This window comes from Streptomyces glaucescens, from assembly GCF_000761215.1.
GTDB classification, from domain to species: Bacteria; Actinomycetota; Actinomycetes; order Streptomycetales; family Streptomycetaceae; genus Streptomyces; species Streptomyces glaucescens_B.
Genome location: NZ_CP009438.1, coordinates 7,412,547 through 7,437,169, shown reverse-complemented (window position 1 = coordinate 7,437,169; position 24,623 = coordinate 7,412,547). Strand labels below are relative to the sequence as shown.

The window sequence follows — 24,623 nt, the reverse complement described above, 5'->3', positions numbered from 1 at the left end:
GGCGCCTGTCGGTGTGCGGCGACTGCCACGCCGCCGATGTCGTCCGCAAGGAAGCCGCCGTCGAAGCCGCCCGCCTCCAGACAGCCACACCACACGGAACCGGAGATGAGGAGCCGGGCAAGCTCCGCGGCCTGTTCCGCCGCAGCAGTTGCCCCCCAGCGCGATGCCGCCCCTCCCTGTCGGGTACGGGGGAGGGGCGGCACCGACGAGCAGCGGCGCGGGTCGGGCCGGGGCGGCCTGCCTCGCCAGCGCGGCGAGCGGGGAGCGCCGGTCCGTCTCCACCGCGCGCGGATGCTCCCAGTTGACCTCCGGAGGTTCGGCGGGCGCGGCGGTGCCAAGCGGACCTCGATCGACTGCGGGGAGTCGGACCCGTCCAAGCCGCCGGGGCATGTGGCTGCAGGCGCCCTGGGCGCGCTGATCAGGGAGGCGCGGTCTGTGCCCCGGTTCGGAGCAGGGTGTTGACGACTACCAGGGCAGCCAGGCCCTTGCACTGGCTGCCCTGCTCGCCCTGGGTCAGGGGTGCGGCGTTCCATTCGCGGCCGTGCACAGGTCGGTCGGCAGGCTGCTCGGTAGGCGGTGGTGCGGTCTGGGCTGATCAGTGGGACCGACTCCTGCATCAGCTGCGGATGGGAGCGCGTCAGACCACTTTCTGTGAACGGGCATCTCTGTTGTATGGCTGGGGTGTTGAGGGCAGAGCGGGTGTGGGTGGAGACGTTCACCGGGCTGCGGGTCGATCAGTTCGGCCGGTTACTGAAAGCGGTCCGGGAACGTGGTGGCAAGGGGTGCGGCTGGGGTCGGCCGTGGCGGCTGCCGCTGGCCGAGCGGGTGCTGCTGGTGGCGGTGTACTACCGCACGAACCCGGCGACCGTGTACCGGGTGATCCAAAGGCTCGGCCCACTGCTCGCGATCGAGCCGGCCCGCGCCTCCCAGGACGCAGTCGAGCGGCTGTGGATCGTGGACGGCACCCTGGTCCCGGTCCGCGACCGCAAGGTCGGAGCCTCGTCCCGCAACTACCGGTTCTCGGCGAACATGCAGGTCATCGCGGACGCCGAGACGCGCCTGGTGGTGGCCACCCCGCCCGGTGCCCGGCAACACGGCGGACGCGAAAGCCTGGCGGGACTCCGGCCTGGCCGCACACTGCGAGGGTGTGACGGTCCTCGGGGACGGCGCCTACATCAACACCAACCTGATCGTCCCGCACCGCAAACGACCGCGACGCCCGCTGTTGAAAGCCGAGGAAGAGGACAACGCCCAGCATCGCAAGGTCCGCGCCCGAGTCGAGCACACCTTCTCCCGCATGAAGAACTACAAGATCCTCCGCGACTGCCGCCAACGCGGTGACGGCCTCCACCGCGCCGTCCAGGCCGTCGCCCGCATGCACAACCTCGCCCTCGCCGCATGACCGCACCCGCCCATACACCGCGTCAGCCTGAGTGATCACGGCCTTTTGCAACACCCTTTAGGAGCAGTCATCCATCTCCTGGACTGGCCCCTATGGCGCAGGCAACACCAAGCGATCGCCCGCCGCTGCCACTACCGAAGAACAACCAGCTAGGCAACGACTTCTGACTGGAGCACTAGGAGCACTGATCTACTCACCCGCCCCTCCCCCTCACCAGCATCTCATGCCATAATGACCATGTGATCGACCTGTCTAGGATAAATATTGCAGAGTTCATTGCTGACTGGTATGGGCCACCCGATCGACCGACGGAACGTGCGCTGGAATGCGACCATCTCCCTGAACCGTTGCGTGCATGGTACGACCTGGCTGCGACCTATTCGATTCCGCTGCTGGGAATCAAAAGGTTCGCGGATCCCATAAACATCGACATACGCAACGGCAAGATGGTTTTCCTTTTTGACCCAAGCGATGCCATCTGGGGTTTTGACCCTGCCGATCCGATGAGTGTCTACGAGGGGCGCTTGTACGGCGACTGGGAGAAACTTTCAGAGCCACTACCGGAATTCCTTGTTCACAACGCCTTGGGTGAGGCGGCATACAATGCCCCGTTCACCAAGTACTGCGGCACTGTAGCTAACGCAAGAATGAATGACGTCCTAGCACCCATGACGGAAGTAGCTACCGGCGCTTGGAATTGGCCCGACTCCGACCATCGCCTTTTCATGGGCCAGGGGATCGTTGCCGAAGTAGGACCTGCAATAGACGGTGGCGCCCCCATGGACGACCAATCTGGATACAGCGAGGTCCAGGTAGGAGCCACCACTCCTGCGGCGCTCAGCTTCTTGAACGCAATCTCGGGAATCGACTGGCTCTAAGTACATTTGCAGATGACCTGCCGATCCCCCGCCTACGCTTGAGGCGGGGGAATCTGCGCGTTTACCAGTCTGCCGCACCGAAGGGTTGCCTTTGAACCTGCTTTGACGAGTCTCGATATACGACTTCAAGCCTTGCTTCTGGCGGCAGCATCCTGTCTATGCTGCGCCCACAGCTCGCGCAAACGTAGTCGTTATCGATATAAAGCTGCGCCCGTGACCAACCGTTCTGCCACATCAAGGCTATCGCATGCGTCTCCGCGTGGTCACGATTGACCTTCTGCACATTTGGCGGATCTTGGTAATTCACGGGACGATTGTTACGTCCGGACGAAACAGCGATCGGAGTATCGTAGCCTTCGACGTACAGGGCACCATTGGTACCACCAGGAAACTCGAACTCCTCCTTAGCTGCTTTGGCTGCAGCCAAACCTTCTGCATCAGACAGGATGACCGGGGCGCGGGAGGCGGGACCCGCCAGGCGGTTTTTTGCGACACCGGCAAATCCGAAGAAGATACTCGCTGCATAGGTACCGCCACCCGATGAGAACGCCGCACCGGCCGTATCGCATGCCGGTTGTATGTTATGGATGGTGCAATTCCAGTAATCATCCAGGACGGTCATCTCAGCATATGCGTGCTGGACACGTTCTCTGAAATCCTGATCGCATCCGTTGCTCACGTCAACGCCGCAGAGACCGCTGTTGAACGGGTCCGGCGCGGAAACCGATCCGTCCAAAGCCTCTGCGCACAGACCCGTGCACCAGTCATCGTCTTGTGGTCCCTGCGGTGCCGGGTTAGCCGCCTGCTGCTCTGCGGCTTCCTGTACCGAAGTAATGCCGCCGCAGACCCCATCCTGCAGGCACACCCCCTTACCTGAAGGATCACTGTTAGTGATCGGCGCGTTGTTGGCGTAGGCGTAGCCATTGAGTGACTGATGTTGCTCCAGGATGAGCAGCGGGTCGACGCTGATGAACTGGCCAATAGTCGGGTCGTATTCGCGTGCCCCGATGTGGGTGAGCCCGGTTGAGTCGTCGGCTGGCTTGCCGAGGAAGGCTTTGTCGTCGGGCCATGAAGCGGGCCTGGCGCCGCGGAGAGCGCCGAAGGGGGTGGTGTAGCGCTTGGTAAGTGCGTAGGTGGTTGCGTCGACGGCGATGTTGGAGGTGCCGTGGTGGTCGCCCGCCAGAAAGCTGAGCTTGGTGCCGGTGACGCCCGCGGTGGCCGTGCGGACGGCGACTGTCTGTCCGTTGGCCGTGTAGTAGCGGGTGCCGGACAGGGTTGTGGTCGTGCCCTTGACGGTCAGGCGGATTTCGTTGCCACCCGGCAGGTAGAGGACGGTGTCGCCATCGCCCTTGGCCCGGCGGATGAGCAGTTCGCCGTTGGCGTCGTAGAGGTAGCCGGTCTCCTTGGTGCTGTCCGTCAGCTTGGCCAGTTTGCCTTCGGCGTCCCAGGCGAGGGTTTGCTGGGCGGTCGCGCCGGGGCGGGTGGTGGTGTTTCCGCTGCTGTCGTAGGTGTAGCTGCTGGTTCGGGCTCCGGTGGTCTTGTCCAGGGTGTGCGGCTTGGAGTCCTTCGTGGTGTCGTTGTAAACGTAGGTGGTCGCGGCGTCGCCTGTTGACCTGTGCTGTGTTTCGGTGGCGCGCTGGCCTGCTGCGTTGTAGGTGTATGAGGTCCAGTAGGGGGCTTGACCGTCAATATTGGCGGTGGTGCGGCCGGTTGCGGCGCAGTCGGCGGTTTTGGGGGTCCAGGCCTCGGTCATGCGGCTGTAGCCGTCGTAGGCGAAGCACTGGTGGTCGGGCTTGGCGGTGCCGCCGAGGGTGGTGGTGTCGAAGATGGAGGTGACGTTGCCGGCGTCGTCCTGGGTGAAGGTGAGGTCCTGCAGCGGGTAGCTGTGGACGTCGTCGGTAACCTGGATGCCGGTGAGGCGGCGGGTTCCGTTCTCGTAGGTGTTGGTGATGTAGGCCTGCTTGCTGGCCGTTCCGTCCATGCCGAGGCGGAGCTGGCGCAGGTCCCCCTGTGGGGAGAAGGCTGCGCCTTGCAGGTATCCGGTGGTGCCCCTGGCGGTGAGCTGTTGTCCGGTGGCGTTGTAGGTGTAGGAGACGATTTCGGACGGCAGGCCGCCTATAGCAGGTGAGCCGGTCTGGGCGACGGTGCCGTCGACGCGGTAGGCAGCGGTGAACTTGAGTTGCGTGGTGCCGAGTTCGGTCTTGAGTGCGTCGCCCTCGGGGAGGATGAGCTCGCTGCTGGTGGCGTTGTACAGGCTGTCGTAGGCGGTGACCTTCTGGGTATAGGCCTTGCCGCTCAGGGTGGCGCCGCCGTCGTATCGGACGGCTGTGTCCTGCTGTCCCTTGGCGAGGGTGTCGAAGGTCCAGGCGGCGAGCTTGTTGGCGTCCGTCTGGTCCTTCTGCCACATGCCTGTCCTGCGGCCGAGTACGTCGTACTCGTACAGCAGCTTCTTGGTGGCGTCCCCGTTCGGCGTGGTGCTTTCGACCTGGTCGAGGGTGTTGTAGTGGGTGGTGGTCTTGCCCTTGTCCGGGTCGGTGGTGGCTGTCTGGCGGCCGAACAGGTCGTAGGTGTAGGACCAAGTGGTCTGGTCGGGGCCGGTGATGGTGGCCTGCTGGCCGGCCGGGTGGTAGGTGAAGCGGGTGGTCGTGTAGCCGGTGCCGGTCGGCTGGGGACCGGCGTACTCGCGCCGTTCGGTGGTCTGGCCGAGGGCGTTGGTGACCACGGCGGTGGCCTGGCCGCCGGTGGGGGCGGTGGTGGTGACCGTGTCGCCGGTGTAGGCGGTGGTGGTCGTCCAGCGGGTGACGCCGTGGATCTTCGTCTCGGCCTTGATAGCGCGGCCGGCGCCGTCGTAGGTGGTGTCCGTCTGGATCGGGGCCTGTCCGCCGGACGTCGTGGCGGGGGTCGAGGAGGGCGGCCCGGTGCTGTCCCAGATGTCGTTGTGCTGGCTGACCGCCATTCCGCGGGTGTCGTAGAGGGTCACCGTGATCAGGCGACCGCCGACGGGGGTGGGCGACTGAGTCTGGCGGGGGCGCAGTTGGGAGTCGTAGAAGGTGTATGAGGTGTTGTAGCCGGATGCGTCGCCCTTGAGGGTGCTGGTGGACACCCAGGACATGTCGGTGCTGGTGACGTTGTAGGCGTAGACGTGGTTGGGGGTCTTGCCCAGAGCCTTTGAGCGGTTGGGCAGCCAGACGTTGGTCAGGCGGCCGAGGCTGTCGTACTCGGACTCGGTGATCTTGCCGTTCGGGTCGGTGACCTTGGTGGGTGCGCCGGTGGCGAAGTCGACCAGGGTGGTGGACTTGTGCAGCTTCCTGTTCTCGACGGCTGTAGCGGTCAGCGGCCCGGCGGCTGCTGGGGTGTAGGTGGTCTTGGAGACCAGTCCGTCGTTGGTGTCCTTGACCGTGGTCGGGCGGCCGAGGGCGTCGTAGCTGAGAGTGGACGTCTTCTGCCACGTGGGGGCGTCGTCGCTGCCGTATCCCTTTGCGCGGCCGGTCCAGGTCACGTCGCCCTTGGTGGGCGTCTGTGTGGGCGACCAGGTGGTGGCGGTGGGGTTGTCGTAGACGGTGGCGGTGTCGGAGATGACGTCGCCGGGGCGGCTGGAGTCAGCGGGTAGATCGAGTTCCGCGTCGGTGGTCGCGCAGGTTCTTGCGACGGTTCGGGTGCGGGACACCAGGGCGGTGATGGTGATGTCTGGGTCGTCGTTGCGGGCGTACCAGGTGCGGGTGCACTTTTCGTCGCCGGTGACGGCGTTGTCGCCCTGGTCTTCGACGGTTTCGGCCATGCCGTAGTCGTCGTAGGTGGTTCTGACGGTGCGGATGCGGTCGCGGGGGTTGATGCCGCTGGTGATGTTCGTGCGGGAGTGGGTGGCCGCGGTGCGCACGTAGTAGGACTCGATGTCCGCGTAGGACTTGTGCTGGGTGGCTGTGCGCTTGGACCAGGGGTCGTAGATGGTGGCCGAGACTTCGGCGGTGCCGTTGTAGGTGACGGTTTCGCGGGTGAAGCCGGCGTACTGGTCGGAGTCGGTGATCCCGGGCGCCTTGATGCCGGTGACGGTGGCCGTCTTGCGGGCGGTCGGGTCGGGGCCCTTGCCTTCCGGGTCGAGGACGCGGTCGCCGTGCATGCCGCGCAGGTAGACGGTGACGGTTTTGCTCTGGGTGCCGGTGGAGACGCCGGTGAGGTGGGTGACGCGCTCGTAGCCGCGCCAGATGGACCAGGTGCGTTCCTTGGCGGGGGTCAGCGGGTCCTCGTTGTAGTGCCAGGCGCCGCCGCTGGCCGCGTACTGGTAGGTGTGCTGGACCGCGAGGCCGCCGCCCTCGGGGTCCGTGGTGGACACGGCGCTGACCGGGTACTTCTGGAACCAGTCGAGGATGGGTTCCTGCTCACCGTTGGGTGACCAGTACACCGGGTAGCAGCGCTTGGTGTTGGTGTCGACCTTCGGCATGGTCTGCCCGTAGGTGCAGTCGGCGGGCAGGTAGGTGACGATCGTCTGAGCGCCGGTCTCAGAGGTGACGGCCTTCAGGCGGGGCTTGTACAGCGGCAGGATGTTGTCGGTGCCGTCGACGCGGTTGGCCATCATCTGGTGCTCGAACTTCACCGGATCGAGGCTGAGGTCGGTGCCGCGCTTGCCGGTGTGCCGGATCTCGTCCAGCCACAGTGAACCGTCGGTGGACTCACCGTTGTCGCCCGGGTCGAGGTACATCTGCTTGAGCGTCCAGACGTCCACGGGCTCGTAGGCGGGGGTGGCGGCGGCCGCGTTCCAGGCGTGCGTGGTGATGGTGGTCAGGCGCTTGCGGGTCAAGAAGGTGGGCCCGTTGTTGCCGGTGCACTTGACGTCGGCCTTGCAGACGGCGTCGAAGGGGACGTCCGGCCAGTTGTCGCGGGTGTCTTCGGTGAGCGAGTCGCAGCCCGTGCCGGAGGCGTCACAGCGCTCGTGGTAGCCGAAGACGACCTTGTTGGATGCGGCCGGGGTGGCGGAGAACAGGGCGTCGGCGCGCTGGCCGTAGCGGATCTCCTTCAGGTAGCCGCCGCGCACGTACGGGGTGCCGACGGTGTCGTCGCCGAGCTTGTCGTAGTGGTTGGTCTCGGCGGCGTACCAGTAGGTGCTGGCGTTGTTGTGGGTGTCCTCGACGTAGTCGAGGTTCCATCGCCAGGCCTGGGTCTGGGCCCGGCCGGAGAAGGTGGTGCCGTCGGCGTAGCCGGGTTCGCCCTCGTCGTCGCCGAAGACCGGGACGGTCCAGACCGAGTTGGTGCGGTCGTCCGTGCCGGCGCCCTCCAGCTTGTTCAGGCCGAAGACGTACTTGGTGCCGTTACCGGTGGTGACGGTCCAGTACTCGCCGTCGTCGTCGTTGTTGTCGGCGCCGGTTGAGCGGGTGACGGTGGAGGCGTCGTCGTCCTTCAGCCGCCAGATGCCCTCGGTGTCGTCCTTGACGAGTTCGGTGGCCTTGCCGTTGAGGACGAGGGAGGCGTTGTCGTACTTCCAGCACAGGTCGAACTTGTCGGCCTGGTCGTCGTCGTCGCAGGAGCCGTACTTGCGCTCGATGTAGGAGGAGGTGAGGTCGAAGCCTTCACCGACCTGGCTGCTCTGGTTGTTGGTGTTGGCGGTGCGTCCGTCGACGCTGCCGGAGTCGTAGGACAGGGTCAGGTTCGGCTGCGGGCCTGCCGCGGCGGGCGGAACGCGCAGAGGGTAGGACCAGGTGAACGTACCGGAGCCGCCGCCTGCCTCCCAGCTGGAAGAGGAGGCCAGCGGAGTGGCCTTGTAGTCTCCTGCGCCCGACTGGGTTCCTGCGGCGAGCGCCAGCATCATCGGCTCGTTCGCGGCCCGCAGGCTCAGGGTGATGGAAACCGCCCCCTCGGCGCGGTCGTTGACGGAATCGAGTTCCGTACGGGTGCGGCACGCTGCCTTGGCCGGGTAGTCGTCGGCGCAGTCGGGCAGGCGGAACAGTTGCAGGCGTCCGGCCCAGTCGCCGCCGTAGGCGGAGGCGAAGGCCGAGTAGTCCACGGCCAGGCGTGCCTTGCCGCCGGCGGGGGCGGCGACCTTGAACACCACACCCTTGACACCCAGCGCGGCCGCGTCTTCGCGGTCCAGAACCTCGACGGTGAGGGAACTCGCCGTCTTGCCCTTGGCGGGAGCGGTGGCTGTGACAGGCAGGGAGCCTGCCTCCGCCCTGGCCGTGGTTCCAGCAGCCAGGTTGACGGTGGTCTTGCCGGCTGTGGGCCAGGCGGTGGTGTGCTGCTGGTCGCGACGCGCACGTGCGGCCGCCGTCCGGTCCGCTTCCGCGGCCTTCCTCACGATCGCTGCGGTCTTCTTGTTCACCTTCGCCGTGAAGGGCTGGACCTTCGTCGAGCGGGGCGGCTCCAGCGTGGGAGCGCCCAGCGGGTCGGCGTCGTCGGCGAAGGCGACGGGCGTGAGCAGGCCCGGGAGCATCATCAGGCCGGTGAGGGTGGCCAGGCGCTGACTCCAGAGTTTGCTGCTTCCGCGCCCGCGGCCTGGAACGGACCGGGGTATGCCGAAGGGATACACGTGATGTCTTCCTGACTCGGACCAGGCAGCAGTGTGCCTGGCCATGGACAAGAGGGGATGGTTGCGCCGTGCGGTCAGCGCACGGACGAGGCTGGTGGGCGGCGGCAGGCGGTTATGGGTACCTGCCGCCGCCCGTGCAGCAAAGGGAAGGAGTCAGCCGCTGACCGGGTCCAAGACTTGTGAGCTGACCTGGTCGGCAGTCATAGCGCCAGCCCAGATACGCAAACTCTGCACACCGCCGAGAAGGTGGTTGGTCGCACTGCCGACCGCGGGTCGGGCGCCCCAGCTCAGCTCACCGCTGCCCTGCTGGGGGCTGGTGAAGGAGGCGTCCCCCTCGGTCGGCTGCGGGGCCCCTCCGACATACAGCTGGAGCTGGCCGTGACGGTCCTCGGCGCTGCCATCGCCACCGTCGGCGCTCGCTGCCGCGTCGAAGACCCCGGTGAGCGTCACCCAGGTGTTGACTTCTGCCGGCTCGCCGGAAGGCACAACAGCGCGCTGCGTGACGGTGCCGTCCGAGCCCAAAGAGGTCCGGGTGAACTCCCACACGTAGATGTTCTCGACCGGTTTGGTCACCCACAGCCCACGACGACTCCCCGCCCAGACGCTGTCCGGCCACCTGACCGCGGTACCCGACCGGCTTGGCCGCAAGACCCGCCGAGTCGAGCGAAACGTTCGCGGAGACCGTGAAGGAGCCCGTCTCGTCCACCACCGGGCCGCCGGAGGAGGCGTACGCCGTGCCGCCGAGCAACAGGGCGTTGTCGTCCTCGTTGATCGTCGTTCCGAATACCGTCATACTCCGAACGGGGTAGGGCGAGCGCTCGACGACCTGGCTTCCCTTGGCCGAGGCAGCGTCCCAGTGCGCGACCAGCTCGTTGGCCGGCACTCCGCTCTGCAGCACCTGGGCCTCCTCCAAGAGCTCCGCTGGGGACAGTGCCCGCTGCCACACAGCCACCTCGTCCAGCAGGCCCATGTAGTAGGAGCTGTAGGTGCCGGCTGCCTTGAATCGGCCGAGCTGCAGTCCGCCGTTCGCGGTCCACGGGGTGTAGGAGCTGGCTGCCTGGGACAGCATCACCGGCTGGCCCTGCGGGCGTCCGTTGATGAACAGCTGGATGGTGTCGTCGCTGGGATCCGTGTCCGGGAGGTTGTCGTTGCCTTCCGTCTTGAACACGCCTGCCAGGTGCGTCCAGACATTCAGCGGAGCACTGTCAGCGTCTGAGACGGACCGGATGTAGGCGGGGCTGGCCACATCCTTGTCTGTCCGGTTGAACACCCACTTCTTCAGAGCACTCGAGTAGTACAGGGAGAAGGAGCTGCCGTTGCTTCCGGGAGCAGAGAGGACCACCCGGTTGGAGGAGGCGTCGGTCAGCTGGACCCAGGCGGAGACGGTGAACGAGTTCTTGGTGTCGACCTCGGCTTCGGAAGTTGCCGCATAACCGGTCTGCTGTGCCGGATCCGTCGTGAAGTCATTCAAGCGTAGGGACCGGTCACCCTCACCGCGGCGTGCCCGGTCCGACCATCCGGTCCTGGTGCCAGCCAGGGTTGCGGCATGGGATGCGCCGTTCTCCGCGGTGTCTGCGGCGCTGTTCGCGGTGGGGTTCGTCGTAGTGTCGTCCATGTGCCATCTGCCGACGGCGCCCTGTGCGGGCGCGACCTTGAACTTGAAGTACTGGTAGGCGCCCCAGCGGCTGTAGACGTCCTTGGCTCTCACCGCCAGCACCTCGGTGCCCGCCAGCGGCGGGACGACATTGGGCACGCTCGTCTTCAGACTGCCTTCGGTGAGCACCGTCTTGGGCTTGGTGTACAAGAGATGCCACTGATATGCCGTGACGTCGGTTTTGCCGTCCTTGATGTCGGCGGTGCTGGGCTCGAAGACGAAGGAGCCGGGAACGCCCGGGCCTCCCTTGCCCTCACAGATCGTCGAGCACAGAGTGTAGGGCGAGACGGGCGTGATCCGCGGTGGCTTCGGCGCGGTTGAGTCCACCTTGAAGTAACACCAGGAGCTGTAGGACGACCACAGGTCCCCGGGCACAGTGTTGTGCGTCCAGTGCGACTGGGTGCGCGCCTTGACCCGGTACGTGTAGCCGTCGGCGAGTTTGGTGGTCGCCATTCGCTCCAGGGTGTTGTCCGGATCCCAGCCGGCGTCGGGTGCGTAGCCCGTCCAGATCTGGCGCCACACATTGTCCGTGCCGCGCCGCTCCAGGGCGAAATCGGCCTGCAGCAGGGCGCTGGAGGTCGCGGGGGCCTGTGTCTGGACGCGCGCCTGAACGGTTGGCGTGTCCACCGTGACGATGAGCGGATCGGCGGACGCCTTGCAGGACGCGTAGCTGTCGGTGTTCGCGATCACCCCGACGTTGGTGGGCACGCCGGGCTTGTGGGCGTAGATGACCTGCAGTTCGGCGCTGTCGTCGAACCGCTTCCAGGCGCGCGGCTCGCTCTCGTCGTGGGCGCGCAGCATCAGTGTCAGCCGGCTGAAGGAGCCGTTGGCGAAGGAGCGGACGCTGCTGGTGAGGTTCTCGTCGCCCTCGCTGGGGTTGTCGTTGAACTCGATCCAGGCGTCCGGCTGGTCGGGCGAGCAGAGTGTGCCGCGGCCGGCGGACACCGACCGGTCGCCCAGGTGGTCCAGTTGGGTTGGGCCCGGCCAGCTGGTGGCTTCGGAGATGTTGTTGGTGCGCTTGAGGTCGATGGTGTGGGCGTCGCAGTTGAACGACCAGGTCTCGCGAGCCCGGAAGGTGGCGTCCAGTACGTGCTTGCCGGACAGCGCGGTGGGGGCGAATTCAAAGTACATGCGGTCGATGTAGCCGCCGCCGCAGTAGTAGCCGTCGGCGGTTCCGCATTTGCCGACGCCCTTGTCACCGTCGAACATCCAGAACTTGTCACCGTCGGAGGAGATCTTGGTGCGTTCCTGTACGCCCAGGCCGATCGGCGGGTCGATGTAGACGGGGTAGACCGTGTTCGCACCGCGCAGCAGGTCCAGGTCGGGCCGGATGGCGATGGAGTCGTCCTGGACCGTGACCGGCAGTACCGTGCTGGCGTCTCCGTCGCCGGGCTGGGTCGGGTCTTCTAGCTCGCCTGCGGCGGGTTCGGCGCTGGTGGCGGTGGTCATCAGCTGCGGCTGGGGACCGGATTCGCTGTCGCCGGCGGAGTCCCACATCTGGCCTGCGGGTCCGCGGAAGATGGCGTTGCCGTCGTCGTCCAGGGCGCGCAGGCCGCCGCCGGCGCCGGGGGCCACCGTCAGTCCGTCGCCGTGCGCGGTGAGTTCGACGTGTTCCAGGGCCGGGTTCTGGGCGGCCTCTGGTGTCTTGACGACCAGGATCTCGCGGTAGCCCTCGGGCGTAGCCGTCAGCTGCAGGTCCACACCGTCGAACACGTTCGGGTAGGTGGCTGTGGCACCGTCCAGCAGCGGCTCGGGCAGGGAATCGGTCCAGCCGAGGGTGATGGACCGGCCGTCCTTGCCCAGGCGCAGCATGTCCGCGCCCGGCCCGCCGCCGGAGAACGACAGATCGACCACGGCCCCCCTGGGGGCGATACGCCCGTCGGAGCGCCGCTCGAGCGTGGGGTCGACCGCTCCCCAGTTTTGGTCCCCCTGCTTGACGCGCTGGGGCGTGGTCGACTGCTGCAGCGTGAGCGTGCCGTCGGGATTGGCGTGCGTGGTGGTGTACTCACCGCGGGCCGCCGTCACCTCCACCTGCTGCCCCGAGGCCTTCGCCTGTGCCAAGGCGGTGGCCTCATCCACCACACCGGACGGGGCGTCAGCCGCCGTCGCAGACGGCCCCTGGGCTGCCGCCGGCAGTACGGGCAGCCCCGCCACAGCGAGCGAGACGACCAGACCCCCCAGCAGCGCACCGCGTCTTCTTCGCACCCAAGATTCGGATGCGGAACCCCACCCCAGTTTCACCCAACACACCTTCGATCACAACACGTTCACAAGAATGCGCAGAGTCAACGGGGGATTACGCAATAGAGTCAATGGGGTGTAGCGCAGATCACAGCACACGTGTCCGAATGTGCCCTGACCTTGGCCGATTAGCGCTCACGGAGCCGGTGAGCCGACCAACAGATCTTTCGTGACACCTCACTCCTCCTCCAGGTCTAGACCCTTTTTGACTCTTATGGAAGTGCTTGCAGGCCTGGTGCGGGAGAACGTATGACCAACCTGAATGAGTGCCGCAAACGCCCTGATGACCCGAACACGAAAGACATGGCAGGTGGCGGCGCCCTCACGGCAAGTGAGGCACCACGTTGTCGTCGACTTCCGCTGGACTCAGCGGCAACCTCAATCCGGTCGATGCGGTCTCCGCACAGCGACCATGGGACCGATGAACCCGGTGGACTGCCATGGACGGCGCCTTCTCCTCCGGCGTATCGTGCTCCGGCCCCGTGAATCTCCGCGGGCGGTTCCATCTGTCGCCCGTGGGGGGCCTCTTCGCCATGTCCGCACCCGGACCATTCCTTGACACTCGTCCAGCACTGCCCGCAAGCTCACCACTCGCGTCTCGCGGCCTGCTGGCCGCGGTCGTCGCAGGCCTCGGCCTCGCTGCCCTCACCGATCTCTTCAGCGTCGTCGTCGGCATCCGCCTGCGGAATGCGGCCCAAGAAGGCTCCGGCTTCTTCACGGCCGACCAGCAGGAGCTGGAGGACGCCGCCGAGCTGTACGAAAAGGCCGGCATGTTCCAGGGCACCGCCTATCTGGCGTGCGCGATCGTCTTCCTCTGCTGGTTCTTCCGGATGCGCCGTACCACCGGACTCATGGCACCCGACCAGTTCAGACGAGGACCCGGATGGGCTGTAGGAACCTGGTTCATTCCCCTGGCGAACCTTTGGATGCCCTATCGCATCGCCATGGAGATGTGGATGGCAGCCACCTTCCTGCCCCACGACGGCGGACAACGCCAAACACGAACGTGGCCGGTCAACACGTGGTGGGCCCTGTTCGTCCTCGGCACCCTGCTCAACCGGTACGCCGGGACCTCGTACAAGAACGCCGAAACACTGCAGGGACTCGAAAGCGCGGTGCGGTGGTATCTCATCGCGGACCTCACAAGCATCGCCGCCGCCGCTGCCGCCGCGCACTTCGCCGTCCGGCTGACCGCCCTGCAACGGCGCAAGGCAGTCGAAGGCCCGTACGGACACCAAGCCTCCGATGCGGCACCGGCCGGCCGCATCCCCGCCTGACCACCAGCACGGGCAGGACCCCTGCGCTCGCTTCCGACGCACGCGGCTGAGCACCGTACCTGGCCAGATTCACAAGGTACGACACACAGCCACAGAACCTGCACCTTCGCTGACTCGAGCCGGATCTGCGGGGAGCGGGTTGGTGCATCGCCAGCCGCCGACGCCGAACTGCCCCAGCTCGGCGGCCAGCGCGACACCGGTACGGATCTTGACTGGGATCGCGCCTGTTTCGGCCTCTGCCGGCTTGGAGAGGCAATCGAGGGTCCACTAGGGGAATCATGGGCAAACGTGCCGCTGCGGTTCTGGTCGCCGCACTCACGATCACGTGTTTGAGCGTGTCAACCGCCACCGCAGAGTCCCGGCTCGGCGACACTCAGATTCTGTCGGCGTCCGTCAACAGCGGCAAGGCCCTAGTCGTCGGTTCTGCCACGCAGACGTCCTTCTCAGCAACCGTTACTGCGAGCGATCCCAAGGGGATCGACTACATCGACGCCTGGCTGTACCGCGGCCCCAGCACCGCACCCACGGGCATCCTGGCAGCCGCACACAACTACACGTGCACAGCCGTCGACGCTGGCACAACGACATGCACCTTCGGGTTCGTCATGGGCGAAGGCTGGCTCACGAACGCCGACGCCGGCAACTGGCGTCTCAAGGTCAACGCGACCGCCCTTGACGGCGACTATCACCGCAAGGCTGCGGCTACCCTCAACATTCAACGAGCCTCGAAGATTACGGCCTACGCAGCCCCTGAGCCTGTAACCAAGGGCAAACCGATCACCATCGCGGGCGCATTGAGCCGGGTCAACTGGCACGACTCCAAGTACTACCGCCACGCCAACCAGCCCGTAAGCCTCCAGTTCCGCACACCGAGCGGCACCTACAGCACCGTCAGAGCAGTAACTGCCAGCTCCACCAGATACCTGAAGACCACCGTCACAGCAAGCCGGGACGGATACTGGCGCTACAGCTACGCTGGCAACACCACCACCGCGGCAGTCAACGCACCAGGCGACTACGTCGACGTACGGTAGCCACCCACCATCGGCCAACGGCGCACTGCTTCGCCGTCCCCGTCGGCCTGGTTCTTGCCTTCTTAGACGTCGTTTCTTATGGCTGTCAGAGCGGCATGAGAGCCTCCCGGGATGAGCTACGACCTTGCTGTCTGGGAAGGCGAGAGGCCGGCGGATGACAAGTCCGCCGGCCGGGTCTTCAGCGACCTGTACGACCGCTACATCGACGGCGAGGTGGAAGAGCCTCCGTCCGAGCGCATCGCGGCTTACGTGGCCGCGTTGCTTGAGCGGTGGTGCGACCTCACCGAGGACGAGGAGGACACCTCCCCCTGGTCGACCGGTCCGTTGATCGATGAGGCCAGTGGTCCGCTGATTTACTTCGCCATGCGGTGGAGCATGGCCGAGGAGGCGTCGGCCTACGCGGCGGCCGTCGCGGACTCCATGGGGCTGGTCTGCTTCGACGTGCAGCAGGACCGGCTCAGGCCGTGAGAAGGCTGGCTAAGCGGCGGTAGCCGATGAGGGTCGCGGCTATGCCGACGAAGGCGGGGAAGTGGTCGGCTTTGCGTTCGTAGCGGCGGTGCAGTCGGCGGCAGCCTGCCAGCCAGGACACGGTTCTCTCGACCACCCACCGATGCCGGCCCAGCCGCTGCGAGGACTCGACACCCTTGCGAGCATGCGGGGGCGGATGCCGCGCTCGCGCAGCCATCGGCGCAGGTGGTCGTAGTCGTAGCCCTTGTCGGCGTGCAGTTTCGCCGGTCGTCGACGCCGGGGTTCGCGGCGGGACCGGATGGGTGGGATGCCGCGCACAAGCGGTTGCAGGCCCAGACTGTCATGCATGTTCGCGCCGGAGATGCCCAGAGACAGCGGCAGTCCGTTCCGGTCGCAGAGCAGATGGATCTTCGATCCCAGTTTGCCGCGATCGGTCGGATTCAGGTCCGTCAGCGGCCCCCTTTTGCAGCCCGCAGATTGACCGAGTCGATCGCGCACCGCGACCAGTCCAGTTCGCCCCGTGCTCCGAGTTCGTCAAGGGCACCTGGTAGAGCCGGGCAAGACCCGGTCCCGGCTCCACTGGGCGAAGCGTCGGTAGACCGTTTGCCAGGCCGGGCCGGACACCGGCGGCAGCTGCCGCCAGGTGCAGCCCGACGTCGCCACGAAGATGATCGCCGCCAGGGCTTCGCGGTCACCGGCCCGGCGTCGGCCACCGCCTGCGGACGTATCACCTCAGTCGGTGGCACCACCCGCCGGAACAGCACCCACAACTCGTCCGGCACCAGTCGCTCCACGAGATCCGCCATGCCGGCTCAACAAACGATCACGCCATAAGAAACGACATCTTACTGCCGGACCGGCGCCTTTTACTGATCATTTCAGAATGAGGTTCGGAGTCGTCGCAAGCAGATGATGCTGCAGGCGAGTTGGAACAGTCCGAGGTGGAGGTCGGCTCGTATCTCGTAGCGGGTTCGCAGGCGTTTGAATTTGTACAGCCAGTTGAAGGTCCGCTCGAACTGCACGAGAACAGCCGTTGGCACGTCGTGCTATTCGAGTGGCCCAGTGGAGGAAAAGCTGGCTCGGCGCCCTAGAAGCTGAGTCACGTAGGTGACTCGGCAGCGGCGGGCGCTTGACTGGCAGCAGGCCGCCGAGCGTGCCCCGGCGGCCCTCGGCACGCAGTGGACCGGAGCCGGAGCCACCGGCCAGGGCCGGATGCTGCTCTGCGGCTGCCTGCGCCAGCGCCTCAGCTTAGTCCGGGACTTCGGCCTCGAGTTGGGCTGGCTCAGCGACGCCGCTTAGGCCTACGTCAGCGATTCCGCATGGGGGTACATCGCCCCACCACCTGCCCGCCCCGGCCGCGTCAACGGCCTGGAGACGTCGGCTGACGCCCTCGTCGACCTTCTCGCCGCCCTCGTCCCCCGCCAGCGCAAGCACCGTTCCGTCACCGCTTGCCGCCTCACAGCAGTCACCGACAGCGGACTGCTGCCCGCCGACCTGCACGAGATGGGCGTGTACGACCTCGCGAAGGCCCACCGCGACCTCGGCGACTCCGCGGCTTCCTGCCGGGGGATGCAGCTCGTTGCTGGCGGCGGCCGCCTCGCCCCGCCGCCCGCCTCGGACTTGCCCCCCTGGCCCGTCTCGCAAGAAACTTCCCCACCGCGTACGACACCGCCCGTGCCCTCGGCTGGACCGGTCGCCAACACCGCGTCGAAGGCGACACCCTCAAGCCCCACGGCGACATGGACCGCGCGGCCGCCGCCTACGCCGCCACCCGCGACCAGGGCGAGCGGCACGCCGTCGCCGGGGAACGCGCCACGCCCCCAGCCAAGCCCAGCGTGCCCTGGTTCGGGCCTTCACCGACCCTGACACCGCGGACGACGAGCTCCACCTCGCCGAGCAACTCCTCACCGGCCTGAACCTGCGGGCCACCAGCCTCACCGTGCGGATCGCCGTGCTCCTCCGCGGCACCGGCACTCTGCGCGGCCTCGACGCCGCCCGCGACCTGCGCGCCGAGAGTCACGACGCAGGCACCACCGCGGCCGAAGCCGCCCTGAAGCTGGCGCTCGCCTTCCATCACGCCGTGCTCAGCCACGAGGACAAGGTCCGCGTTGTCATCGACCGCCTGCGCGAACTTGCCCTAACCGGCGACTACACCTAGGCACGTACGGCGTGTACCCCGTACCGCTGAGCCAGGGCCGTGACCGTCTCCGCGAGGGCGGCGCGCAGTTCGGGCGGTCCGAGCACCTCGGCGTCCGTGCCCATGCGCAGGAGGTCGCCGACCGCGACGGCCGCGGATTCGACCGGGAGGGTGATCCGTACCCATCCGTCCGCGTCGGCCGGGCCAGCGTCCGCGAGGGCCCGCGCCCCCACGGCGCCGAACCTCATCGGGAGCAGACGTCGCCCGCGGGGCGAGAGCCGCAGGTCGGCGGTCTGCTGGTGGAGGGCGGCGTCGAGGCGGTCGGTGGACTCGCGCCAGTAGGCGGCGAGTTCGAAGCCGGCGGGCCGCTCGAAGCCGTCCTCGGTGGTGTCCACGGCCAGGAACCGTGAGACGCGGTAGGTGCGCACCGTCCCTTCGGACCGGGCCACGAGGTACCAGATGCCGCCCTTGAGGACGAGGCCGAGCGGATGCAGTTCGCGGTGCACTTCGCCGCGCCACCGGCGGTAGTGGGTGCGCAGGATCCGCTGGTCCCAGACGGCCTGGCCGATCTGAGCGAGGTGCGGCACGGGGTCGGCGTCCCGGAACCATGCGGGGGCGTCGAGGTGGAAGCGATCTTGGATCTGCCGGGCCCGGCCGGCGAGCGCGGCGGGCAGCGCGGCCTGGAGCTTCAGCTGGGCGGCGGCCAGGTCGGCGCCGAGGCCGAGCTCCCGGGCCGGGCCGGGGGCGCCGGCGAGGAAGAGGGAGCCGGCCTGCGTGTCGGTGAGGCCCGTGAGGCGGGTGCGGTAGCCGTCCGCCAGCCGGTATCCGCCGTCCGGGCCGCGGTCGGCGAGGACGGGGACTCCGCAGGCGCCGAGGGCTTCGACGTCCCGGTAGATGGTGCGGACGGACACCTCCAGCGCGTCTGCGAGTTCCGGCGCGGTCATCCGGCCGCGGTTCTGGAGCAGCAAGAGCAGGGAGAGAAGCCGGTCGGCGCGCATGGCGGCCATTGTCGCGGTACGGGATGCCGTACCTGACAGGAGGTGTCAGGTACGGCTGCCAGGCTGGGGGCATGCCGGGCGGAGGAGACCGACCGGCCAGCCGAGAGGATACGCATGCCCACGCCGACCACCGTTGAGACGGCAGGCCGTTTCACCTTCACCGACTGGCAGGAGCAGCCCGTCGGTTCCCCGGCTTCCACCCCGCGCCTCGCCCACGCCACGGTCACCAACGCCTTCTCCGGCGGAATCGAGGCGGCCGCGACCTCCTGCTCGTACACGATCGCCTACACCGCAGAGAACGCCGGCACCTACTCGGGCATGGAACTGCTCTCGGGCGGCGTCGACGGCCGCAAGGGCACCTTCGTCCTGGAGGAGCGCGGCGGCTTCGACGCCACCGGCACCACCGGCCGTTTCGAGGTGGTCCCGGGCTCCGGAACCGGGGAGTTGGCCGGCCTGACGGGCTCCGGCGAGTTCACCCACCGCCACGGGGACACCTCCGTCGCGTACACCTTCACGTACGCGATCGTTTGAGCCCCCGGCCCGGGTGGCGCAGGTGCGTCACGCCGACCGGGGGCGTCCCCCTAAGACCGTGTCCTACGTGGTGAGGCGAACGTTGTCCCGGTATGGGGCGGGGAACGTGGAGCTGGATCGTGCCGGACGGCTTGTGGGAGATCGCCAAGCCGCTGATTCCGGAGCAGCGGACGCGGCCGCAGGGCGGCGGGACGCAGAACGCACCTGATGAGACGGTGTTCGCGGCCATCGTCTATGTGCTGGTCAGCGGGTGTGCCTGGCGGTCGCTGCCGCCCTGTTTCGGGTGTCGAAATCGACCGTCCACCGCCGGTTCCTGATCTGGTCGAGAGCCGACGTCTGGGGCCGGTTGCACGAAGCCGTGCTGCAGCGCCTGGACGATGCCGGCCTCCTCGATGTCTCTCGCGTCGTCCTCGACACCGCCCACGCCAGGGCGAAAAGGGGGGTGAGCACACTGGTCCGAGCCCCGTGGACCGGGGCAAGCCGGGTTCCAAGATGCACGTCCTGTCGGACGCGAACGGCCTGCCCGTCCTTGTCGGCGTCTCCGCCGGCAACGTCCACGACAGCGAAGGACTGAAGCCGATGGTGGAGGGTCACCAAACGAGACACGACCCCCACCGCGGCCGCCACTTCAAGCCCCAGCGCCTGCACGCCGACAAAGCCTACGACCGGGCGACCTGCGCGCATGGCTGCGAGGAAAGCGGATCGGCGTGCGGATCGCCGGCAAGGGAATCCATTCCAGCGAACGATTAGGGCGCCGCCGCTGGGTCGTCGAACGGACGATGTCCTGGCCCTGGCTGTCCGGCTACCGCCGCCTCAGCCCCCGTTACGAACGCGACCACCGCAACTACCTGGGCTTTCTCAGCCTTGCCGCCGCCCTCTGCTGCTACAAGCGGCTCGTTCGCCTCACCACGTAGGACGCGGTCTTAGTCTTACTGACCGGAGGACACCGCGCCCTCAGCGACCTCCGACACTTCCCCCGCCCAGCGTCGGCGCTTCCGCCGCGTCGTGCAGGAAGCCTTCGTCCCCGACCTGCGCACCGGGCTGTTCCCGGCCCGGCCTGCAGCCTGACCGCGGGCACGGCTGAAGCACCCTGACGGCTCTCTTGCGCCCTGGGCACTCAGCGGATTTCGCAATCGTCCGCTGGCAGGGGTGGCCATCTGTCGGGGACTCAGCCGACGGTGACGTTGGATGGACGTGTCGCCCTTGGTCACCTTGAAGACCTCCGGCGAGCGGCCGCCAGCATAGTCAGGGTCAGTCCGCCCGCAGTGGCGAGCACTCCGGCCGCCAGCAGGGCGTAGTTCCCGTTGCTGAGGCCCAAAATAATGCAAAGCACCCCGAAAGCGGTGCCCAGTACTACGAACAGCGTGAGTTTCGTCGCGGGATTGCTGGCCATCATTCACCTCGTGACATCCCTCGGTGACGACAGGAAGAGTCGTCACCGAGGGGTTTCTTGGCTTCTCTTATGCCGGGGCAGCGCCCCCGGGTCATCCGTAGGAGATGATTTCTGCGTTCATCAGGCCTGCTCCTGCTCCGACGCCGCAGGCGAGAGCACCCGCCGCTACGGTGCCCGCAGCTCCGAAGAAACCGGTCGCTGCCTGGATGATGCCAGTTTCGGCTGCCGCACCAATGCCGGCGAGGCAACCGGTGACACCGCTCAAGACCTGCTCTCCCACATCCAGGACGTCAGAGAAGCTCAGCAGACCGGTGGGATCGGAGCTGTTGACGGGATCGCCGGCGGCGTAGAGGTAGGGGTTGATTTCCTGCCCGGATGGGTCGGGCTGGTTGAAGCGGCCGAGTTGCGGGTCGTAGTAGCGGTGGCCCATCTTGTACAGGCCGCTGGGGTCGAGATAGGCGCCGGTGTAGCGGAACGGCTGGGGGGCTGCTTCGGTGGTGGTTCCGCGGGGCAGGCCGGTGGGGCCGTAGGCGTAGGTGTGGGTGCGCTTGCCCGCATCGTCGACCAGGCCCAGGACGTTGCCCGTGGCGTCGGTGAGGTAATAGTAGGACTTGCCCCCGGCCGTCATGGAGTTCAAGGTGCCCGCCGGTTCGCGGATGAATCCTGTGTCGACGCCGTTCGTCGTCGTGGACGCCAGGCCGAGCACGGTGTGGTGGAACCAGGTCGAACCGAGCTTGGTGCGCTCGGAGTTGTCGGTGCCGGCGTGGACCAGGTCGTAGCTCGTGCCGCCTACCGTGATGCCGGCCAGCTGGCTGTAGTCCGTCCACGTCTCGTTCGTGCGCGCCGTGGCGGCCACTCGTCCGCCGGCCGTCTCATTGCCGACCTTGTCGTAGCACCACGGTGTGGTGGAGCCGGTCTGACCGGTCAGCTGGAGGGCGTCGTTGTAGGTGAAGAGCGCGCTGCCAGGGCAGGTGGAGGCGGTGCCGTCCTGGCTGGTGAGGTTGCCGGCCTGGTCGTAGCAGTACAGCCACGACGCCTTGCGTGCGCCCGTCGTATCCGTTTCGAGGGCGTAGGACAGGCGGTCCTGGGTGTCGTAGGTGTAGGTGGTCTTGAGTTTGGTGAGGTTGTCGGTGCGGGTGCGGATCTTGGTGGTGTCCTTACTCGCACTGTTGGTGTAGCTGTAGCCGAGGTCGATCAGCGTGGTGGTGTCCGAGGTGGTCTTGACCGCGGAGGGGCGGCCGTTCTTGTCGATGGTGAACGACTGGGTGGTGCCGCCGGGATAGACGGTCTTGGTGCGCTTGTCGTTGTTGTTGTAGTCGTAGTCGGTTTTCTTGCCGTCCGGGGCGATCAGGTAGTCCAGGCGGCCGGCCTTGTCCCAGGTGTAGTCGGTGGTGCCGGTGGGGTCGGTGTAGTGGTCGACTTCGCCGCCCGGGGTGTAGGCGAGGGCGGTCTGGGCGCCGTTCTGCAGGGTGCGTACGATTTCGCGGTTGAGCTTGTCGTAGTCCCAGCGGGTGGTGCCGGAGGCGTCGGTGCGGATCTTGAGGTTGCCGTCGCTGTCGTAGTCGTAGCTGACCGTCATGTTCGTCGAGGACACCTTCTTCACCCGGTCGCGGGTGTCGTAGGCGTAGACGGTTTTGATGCCGCGACCGTCGACGGAGGTCTCGACGCGGCCGAGCGCGTCGTAGGTGTACGTCGTCTCGCCCTGCGGCGCCGGCGGGGTGACCTTGGCCAGGTTGCCCTTGCTGTCGTAGGTGAAGGACGTCTTCGAGGATCGGGTGTCGGTGATCTTCACCGTGGCCGTGCAGCGTTGGCCCTCGAAGCCGCCGCAGGTGGGCGTGGCCTTGTTGTAGGTGTGGGTGCGCTGCCCGCCCGCGGTGCCGGACGTGGTGACCGACAGGGTGTTGCCGTTGGTGTCGTAGGAGAAGGAGTCCTTACGCCCGTCGGCACTGTTGAAGTCGTTCGGCAGGTCCGTGCCGGCGATCGTCTGGTACGCCGTCACGGAGGCCGTAGCCCCCAGCGGGAGCTTGACGGAGGTGGCGTTGTTGCGGGAGTCCCAGCCGTAGGTGGTGACGTTGCCGCCGGTACCGTCCGTTCCTGTGCCCATGGCGTCGGTTGTGGTCTGGGTCAGGTGGTTGGTGTAGCTGGCGTGCCGGTAGTGGTCCAGCGGGTCCTTGACCTTCGTGACCTCTCCGTCGGCGTTGTGCCAGTAGACCGTGGCGTCGCCGTCCGGGTCGGTGACCGTCGTCGTTCCGGCGTCGGCGGGGGTGGCTGCACTGTAGTCGAAGCGCCAGGTGGGGCCGGTGTGGCCGCTGCTGGTCGACTCGGTGGCGCGCTGCATGGAGGTGACGCGGTTGTGGCCGTCGTACGTGAAGACGGTGACCGTGCCTCCTGGGGTGGTCACCTTGATCAACCTGCCGTCCCCGTCGTAGGTGTACAAGGTGGCCTTGCCGGCGGTGTCGGTCACCGTGCCGAGGTGGCCATGCTCGTCGAGGTCGAAGACGGCGGTGCGGCCGGTGTGGTCCTTGGCCTGCCACTGGTCGCCGTAGGTCTTGACCAGGTCGATCCAGCGGCCGGAGCGGGTCTCGGTCAGCTTGAAGCCTTTGTGCTCGCCGGTCTCGTCGTGCTGGTCGACGGTGATCGTGCCGTGGTTCTTGTCCGCGACCCTCAGCAGGGTGCCGTGCTGGTCGTAGGTGTCGCGGCTGCCGGACTTGCGGTCGGTCAGGGTGTAGGTGCCGTCCGTGTTCTTCTTCAGGTCCTTGGAGTAGCCGGCCGGGGTGGTGTAGCGACCAGTGGTGGTTTGCTGGAAGCGCAGAGCGTCGCCGGTGGTGTCGAAGACGACCACCTCGGTGTCACCGATCCGCAGGTAGCGCTCGTAGCCCTGCCACCAGCGCTGGGAGACCTTCCCCCACGGGGCTTCGAGGGAGTTGTAGGTGCGGGCCAGCTGGAGTTTCTGGCCGACGCCGGCGATGTCGAAGTCGGTGGCGGCCAGCATCAGGTTGCCGTTGGAGAGGTTCACCCGGGCCACGAGGGCGTCGTTGAGGCGGGTGTCGAGGATGCGGTGCCAGGGCACATCGCCCTGACCCTCCGGGATGTAGGTCGTCTCGATGGCCTCGGCGACGGCGGCCGTGCGGGCGGCTTCGCCGGTGCCGACCGTGCGGGTTTTCTGCGCCGCTCTCCACGCCTGCACCTCGGACGACAACTCGGCTTCCGCCTGCGACACCGCGGGCCGGGTCACCCCGGCCGGCGTGGCCGGTGCCTCGACCTTGGTGGGCTTGGTCCACGGACTCTCCGGCTCCGGCAGTTCCGGCCTCGGCGTGGCCGCCAGGCCGGGCGCCGCGGCGGCTACCAGGGCGGCCGTGGTGATCGCGGCGACGAGGGCTGTTCTGTGTGTTCTCCGGGCACGCCGAAACGGCGTGCGCCCAGCACGCGAGTGCATCAGCTTCCCCCCACAGGAAGTCAGACGACAAATGAGACAGACAGTCAGAAGCGGTAACCGTCCCGGTTACCGCCGCTGCACAAGCTGTCACACCGGACACACAAGTTGACGGGCCCTGCCCCCGAACACTTGATCCATACGGTCCGGAATTGGTCCAACCGCTTCGGGGCGACAAGGAGCTGGTTATCAGGACATGAGAGCCCTATTTCAGCGCGAAATCGCCCGTGCTGTTATCCATTGGCGTTCCACAACGGCCGGAACAGGCAGCTTCCGAGCCGAACGGGCGCCGCCACGCGCCTCTCAGACCTATTTCACGCCAGGCTCAGAGCGCGGTGAGTACCGGGCAGATAACGCTTTACTCTCCCCACCTGGAGTTCCGATGGTGAGGTGTCCGGCAGCAGGTTGTCTCACTGGCCGTTCTCTATCCGCTCGCGTGGTCGATCGGCTTCGAACGGGTTGCTGGATCGGGTGACTTGGCTGCTGGCGGGGCATAGAGGAAGGGCCTCTTGGTAGCTCGCGGTTGTCGAGTCCAGCGAGAAGCAAGAGGCCCTGTTGTCGAAGTGTCGCGTGATCGCGGTTGCCGGGTCCAGTCCGTCCACCCCTGGGTGTGACTGTCTCGCCCATCGGTTCGGGAACGCGGCCGACAGGCCGGATCGC

11 protein-coding genes and 5 pseudogenes are annotated in these 24,623 nt (G+C 67.0%); 9 read left to right on the top strand and 7 right to left on the bottom strand.

What is annotated here, in order from left to right; all coding sequences use genetic code 11:
* Positions 1 to 672: 672 nt before the first annotated feature.
* Both SGLAU_RS31935 and SGLAU_RS35415 read left to right on the top strand, forming a co-directional pair.
* Positions 673 to 1,402, top strand: a pseudogene (locus SGLAU_RS31935) (transposase family protein).
* 239 nt (positions 1,403 to 1,641) lie between these two features.
* Entirely contained in the window at positions 1,642 to 2,280 is a 639-nt protein-coding gene (locus SGLAU_RS35415) for a hypothetical protein (protein WP_159072830.1), read from the top strand.
* Between the two features lie 61 nt (positions 2,281 to 2,341).
* Here the strand turns inward: SGLAU_RS35415 and SGLAU_RS31930 are convergent, their stop codons facing one another.
* The 3 genes and pseudogenes from SGLAU_RS31930 to SGLAU_RS36565 all read right to left on the bottom strand — a co-directional run.
* Entirely contained in the window at positions 2,342 to 8,797 is a 6,456-nt protein-coding gene (locus SGLAU_RS31930; RefSeq protein WP_412556258.1) for an RHS repeat-associated core domain-containing protein, read from the bottom strand.
* 153 nt (positions 8,798 to 8,950) lie between these two features.
* Positions 8,951 to 9,283, bottom strand: a complete 333-nt coding sequence (locus tag SGLAU_RS36570; RefSeq protein ID WP_244315305.1) for a LamG domain-containing protein — start codon at positions 9,281 to 9,283, stop codon at positions 8,951 to 8,953.
* A 490-nt stretch (positions 9,284 to 9,773) separates the two neighbouring features.
* A pseudogene (locus SGLAU_RS36565) lies at positions 9,774 to 10,412 on the bottom strand (LamG-like jellyroll fold domain-containing protein); the annotation flags it as partial.
* 2,720 nt (positions 10,413 to 13,132) lie between these two features.
* On the opposite strand from SGLAU_RS36565, the gene SGLAU_RS31920 reads away from it, so the two are divergent.
* The 3 genes from SGLAU_RS31920 (at position 13,133) to SGLAU_RS31910 (ending at position 15,471) form a co-directional block, all read left to right on the top strand.
* Positions 13,133 to 13,969 (top strand): DUF4328 domain-containing protein, encoded by an 837-nt coding sequence (locus SGLAU_RS31920; RefSeq protein WP_244315304.1) that lies wholly within the window; start codon positions 13,133 to 13,135, stop codon positions 13,967 to 13,969.
* A 278-nt stretch (positions 13,970 to 14,247) separates the two neighbouring features.
* Complete coding sequence (locus tag SGLAU_RS31915; RefSeq protein WP_043506036.1) at positions 14,248 to 15,003, top strand: hypothetical protein; 756 nt, start codon at positions 14,248 to 14,250, stop codon at positions 15,001 to 15,003.
* A 111-nt stretch (positions 15,004 to 15,114) separates the two neighbouring features.
* Positions 15,115 to 15,471, top strand: coding sequence for a hypothetical protein (locus SGLAU_RS31910; RefSeq protein WP_043506035.1), 357 nt, complete (start codon positions 15,115 to 15,117; stop codon positions 15,469 to 15,471).
* On the opposite strand, the pseudogene SGLAU_RS34680 reads toward SGLAU_RS31910, so the two are convergent.
* Together SGLAU_RS34680 and SGLAU_RS34165 are read right to left on the bottom strand one after the other, a co-directional pair.
* Positions 15,461 to 16,277 (bottom strand): annotated as a pseudogene (locus SGLAU_RS34680) (IS5 family transposase). The gene SGLAU_RS31910 and the pseudogene SGLAU_RS34680 overlap by 11 nt on opposite strands.
* Before the next feature lie 72 nt (positions 16,278 to 16,349).
* Positions 16,350 to 16,484: pseudogene (locus SGLAU_RS34165) on the bottom strand (IS5/IS1182 family transposase); the annotation flags it as partial.
* 726 nt (positions 16,485 to 17,210) lie between these two features.
* Between SGLAU_RS34165 and SGLAU_RS35410 the strand changes: the two are divergent.
* Together SGLAU_RS35410 and SGLAU_RS33075 are read left to right on the top strand one after the other, a co-directional pair.
* Complete coding sequence (locus SGLAU_RS35410) at positions 17,211 to 17,387, top strand: hypothetical protein (protein ID WP_159072829.1); 177 nt, start codon at positions 17,211 to 17,213, stop codon at positions 17,385 to 17,387.
* 23 nt (positions 17,388 to 17,410) lie between these two features.
* Positions 17,411 to 17,629 carry a hypothetical protein gene (locus SGLAU_RS33075; RefSeq protein WP_052414016.1) on the top strand — a complete coding sequence of 73 codons (219 nt, stop codon included), beginning with the start codon at positions 17,411 to 17,413 and terminating at the stop codon, positions 17,627 to 17,629.
* Here the strand turns inward: SGLAU_RS33075 and SGLAU_RS31900 are convergent.
* Positions 17,626 to 18,606, bottom strand: coding sequence for a helix-turn-helix transcriptional regulator (locus SGLAU_RS31900; RefSeq protein ID WP_208868968.1), 981 nt, complete (start codon positions 18,604 to 18,606; stop codon positions 17,626 to 17,628). The two genes, SGLAU_RS33075 and SGLAU_RS31900, sit on opposite strands and share 4 nt — an antisense overlap.
* Positions 18,607 to 18,720: 114 nt before the next feature.
* Here SGLAU_RS31900 and SGLAU_RS31895 point away from each other — a divergent pair, with 114 nt between their 5' ends.
* Positions 18,721 to 19,137: a DUF3224 domain-containing protein gene (locus SGLAU_RS31895; protein ID WP_043506033.1), complete on the top strand. Its 417-nt coding sequence runs from the start codon at positions 18,721 to 18,723 to the stop codon at positions 19,135 to 19,137.
* Between the two features lie 92 nt (positions 19,138 to 19,229).
* Positions 19,230 to 20,051 (top strand): annotated as a pseudogene (locus tag SGLAU_RS34675) (IS5 family transposase).
* Positions 20,052 to 20,621: 570 nt separating this feature from the next.
* Here the strand turns inward: SGLAU_RS34675 and SGLAU_RS31875 are convergent.
* Entirely contained in the window at positions 20,622 to 23,966 is a 3,345-nt protein-coding gene (locus SGLAU_RS31875; RefSeq protein WP_099052886.1) for an RHS repeat-associated core domain-containing protein, read from the bottom strand.
* Positions 23,967 to 24,623 lie beyond the last annotated feature (657 nt).

Excerpts from the sequence above, each read along its gene's own strand:
- SGLAU_RS35410 (WP_159072829.1), top strand. The coding sequence starts at position 17,211 with ATGGACCGCGCGGCCGCCGCCTACGCCGCCACCCGCGACCAGGGCGAG.
- SGLAU_RS31895 (WP_043506033.1), top strand. The coding sequence starts at position 18,721 with ATGCCCACGCCGACCACCGTTGAGACGGCAGGCCGTTTCACCTTCACC.
- SGLAU_RS31875 (WP_099052886.1), bottom strand. The coding sequence starts at position 23,966 with ATGCACTCGCGTGCTGGGCGCACGCCGTTTCGGCGTGCCCGGAGAACA.
- SGLAU_RS31910 (WP_043506035.1), top strand. The coding sequence starts at position 15,115 with ATGAGCTACGACCTTGCTGTCTGGGAAGGCGAGAGGCCGGCGGATGAC.
- SGLAU_RS31915 (WP_043506036.1), top strand. The coding sequence starts at position 14,248 with ATGGGCAAACGTGCCGCTGCGGTTCTGGTCGCCGCACTCACGATCACG.
- SGLAU_RS31920 (WP_244315304.1), top strand. The coding sequence starts at position 13,133 with ATGGACGGCGCCTTCTCCTCCGGCGTATCGTGCTCCGGCCCCGTGAAT.
- SGLAU_RS31900 (WP_208868968.1), bottom strand. The coding sequence starts at position 18,606 with ATGCGCGCCGACCGGCTTCTCTCCCTGCTCTTGCTGCTCCAGAACCGC.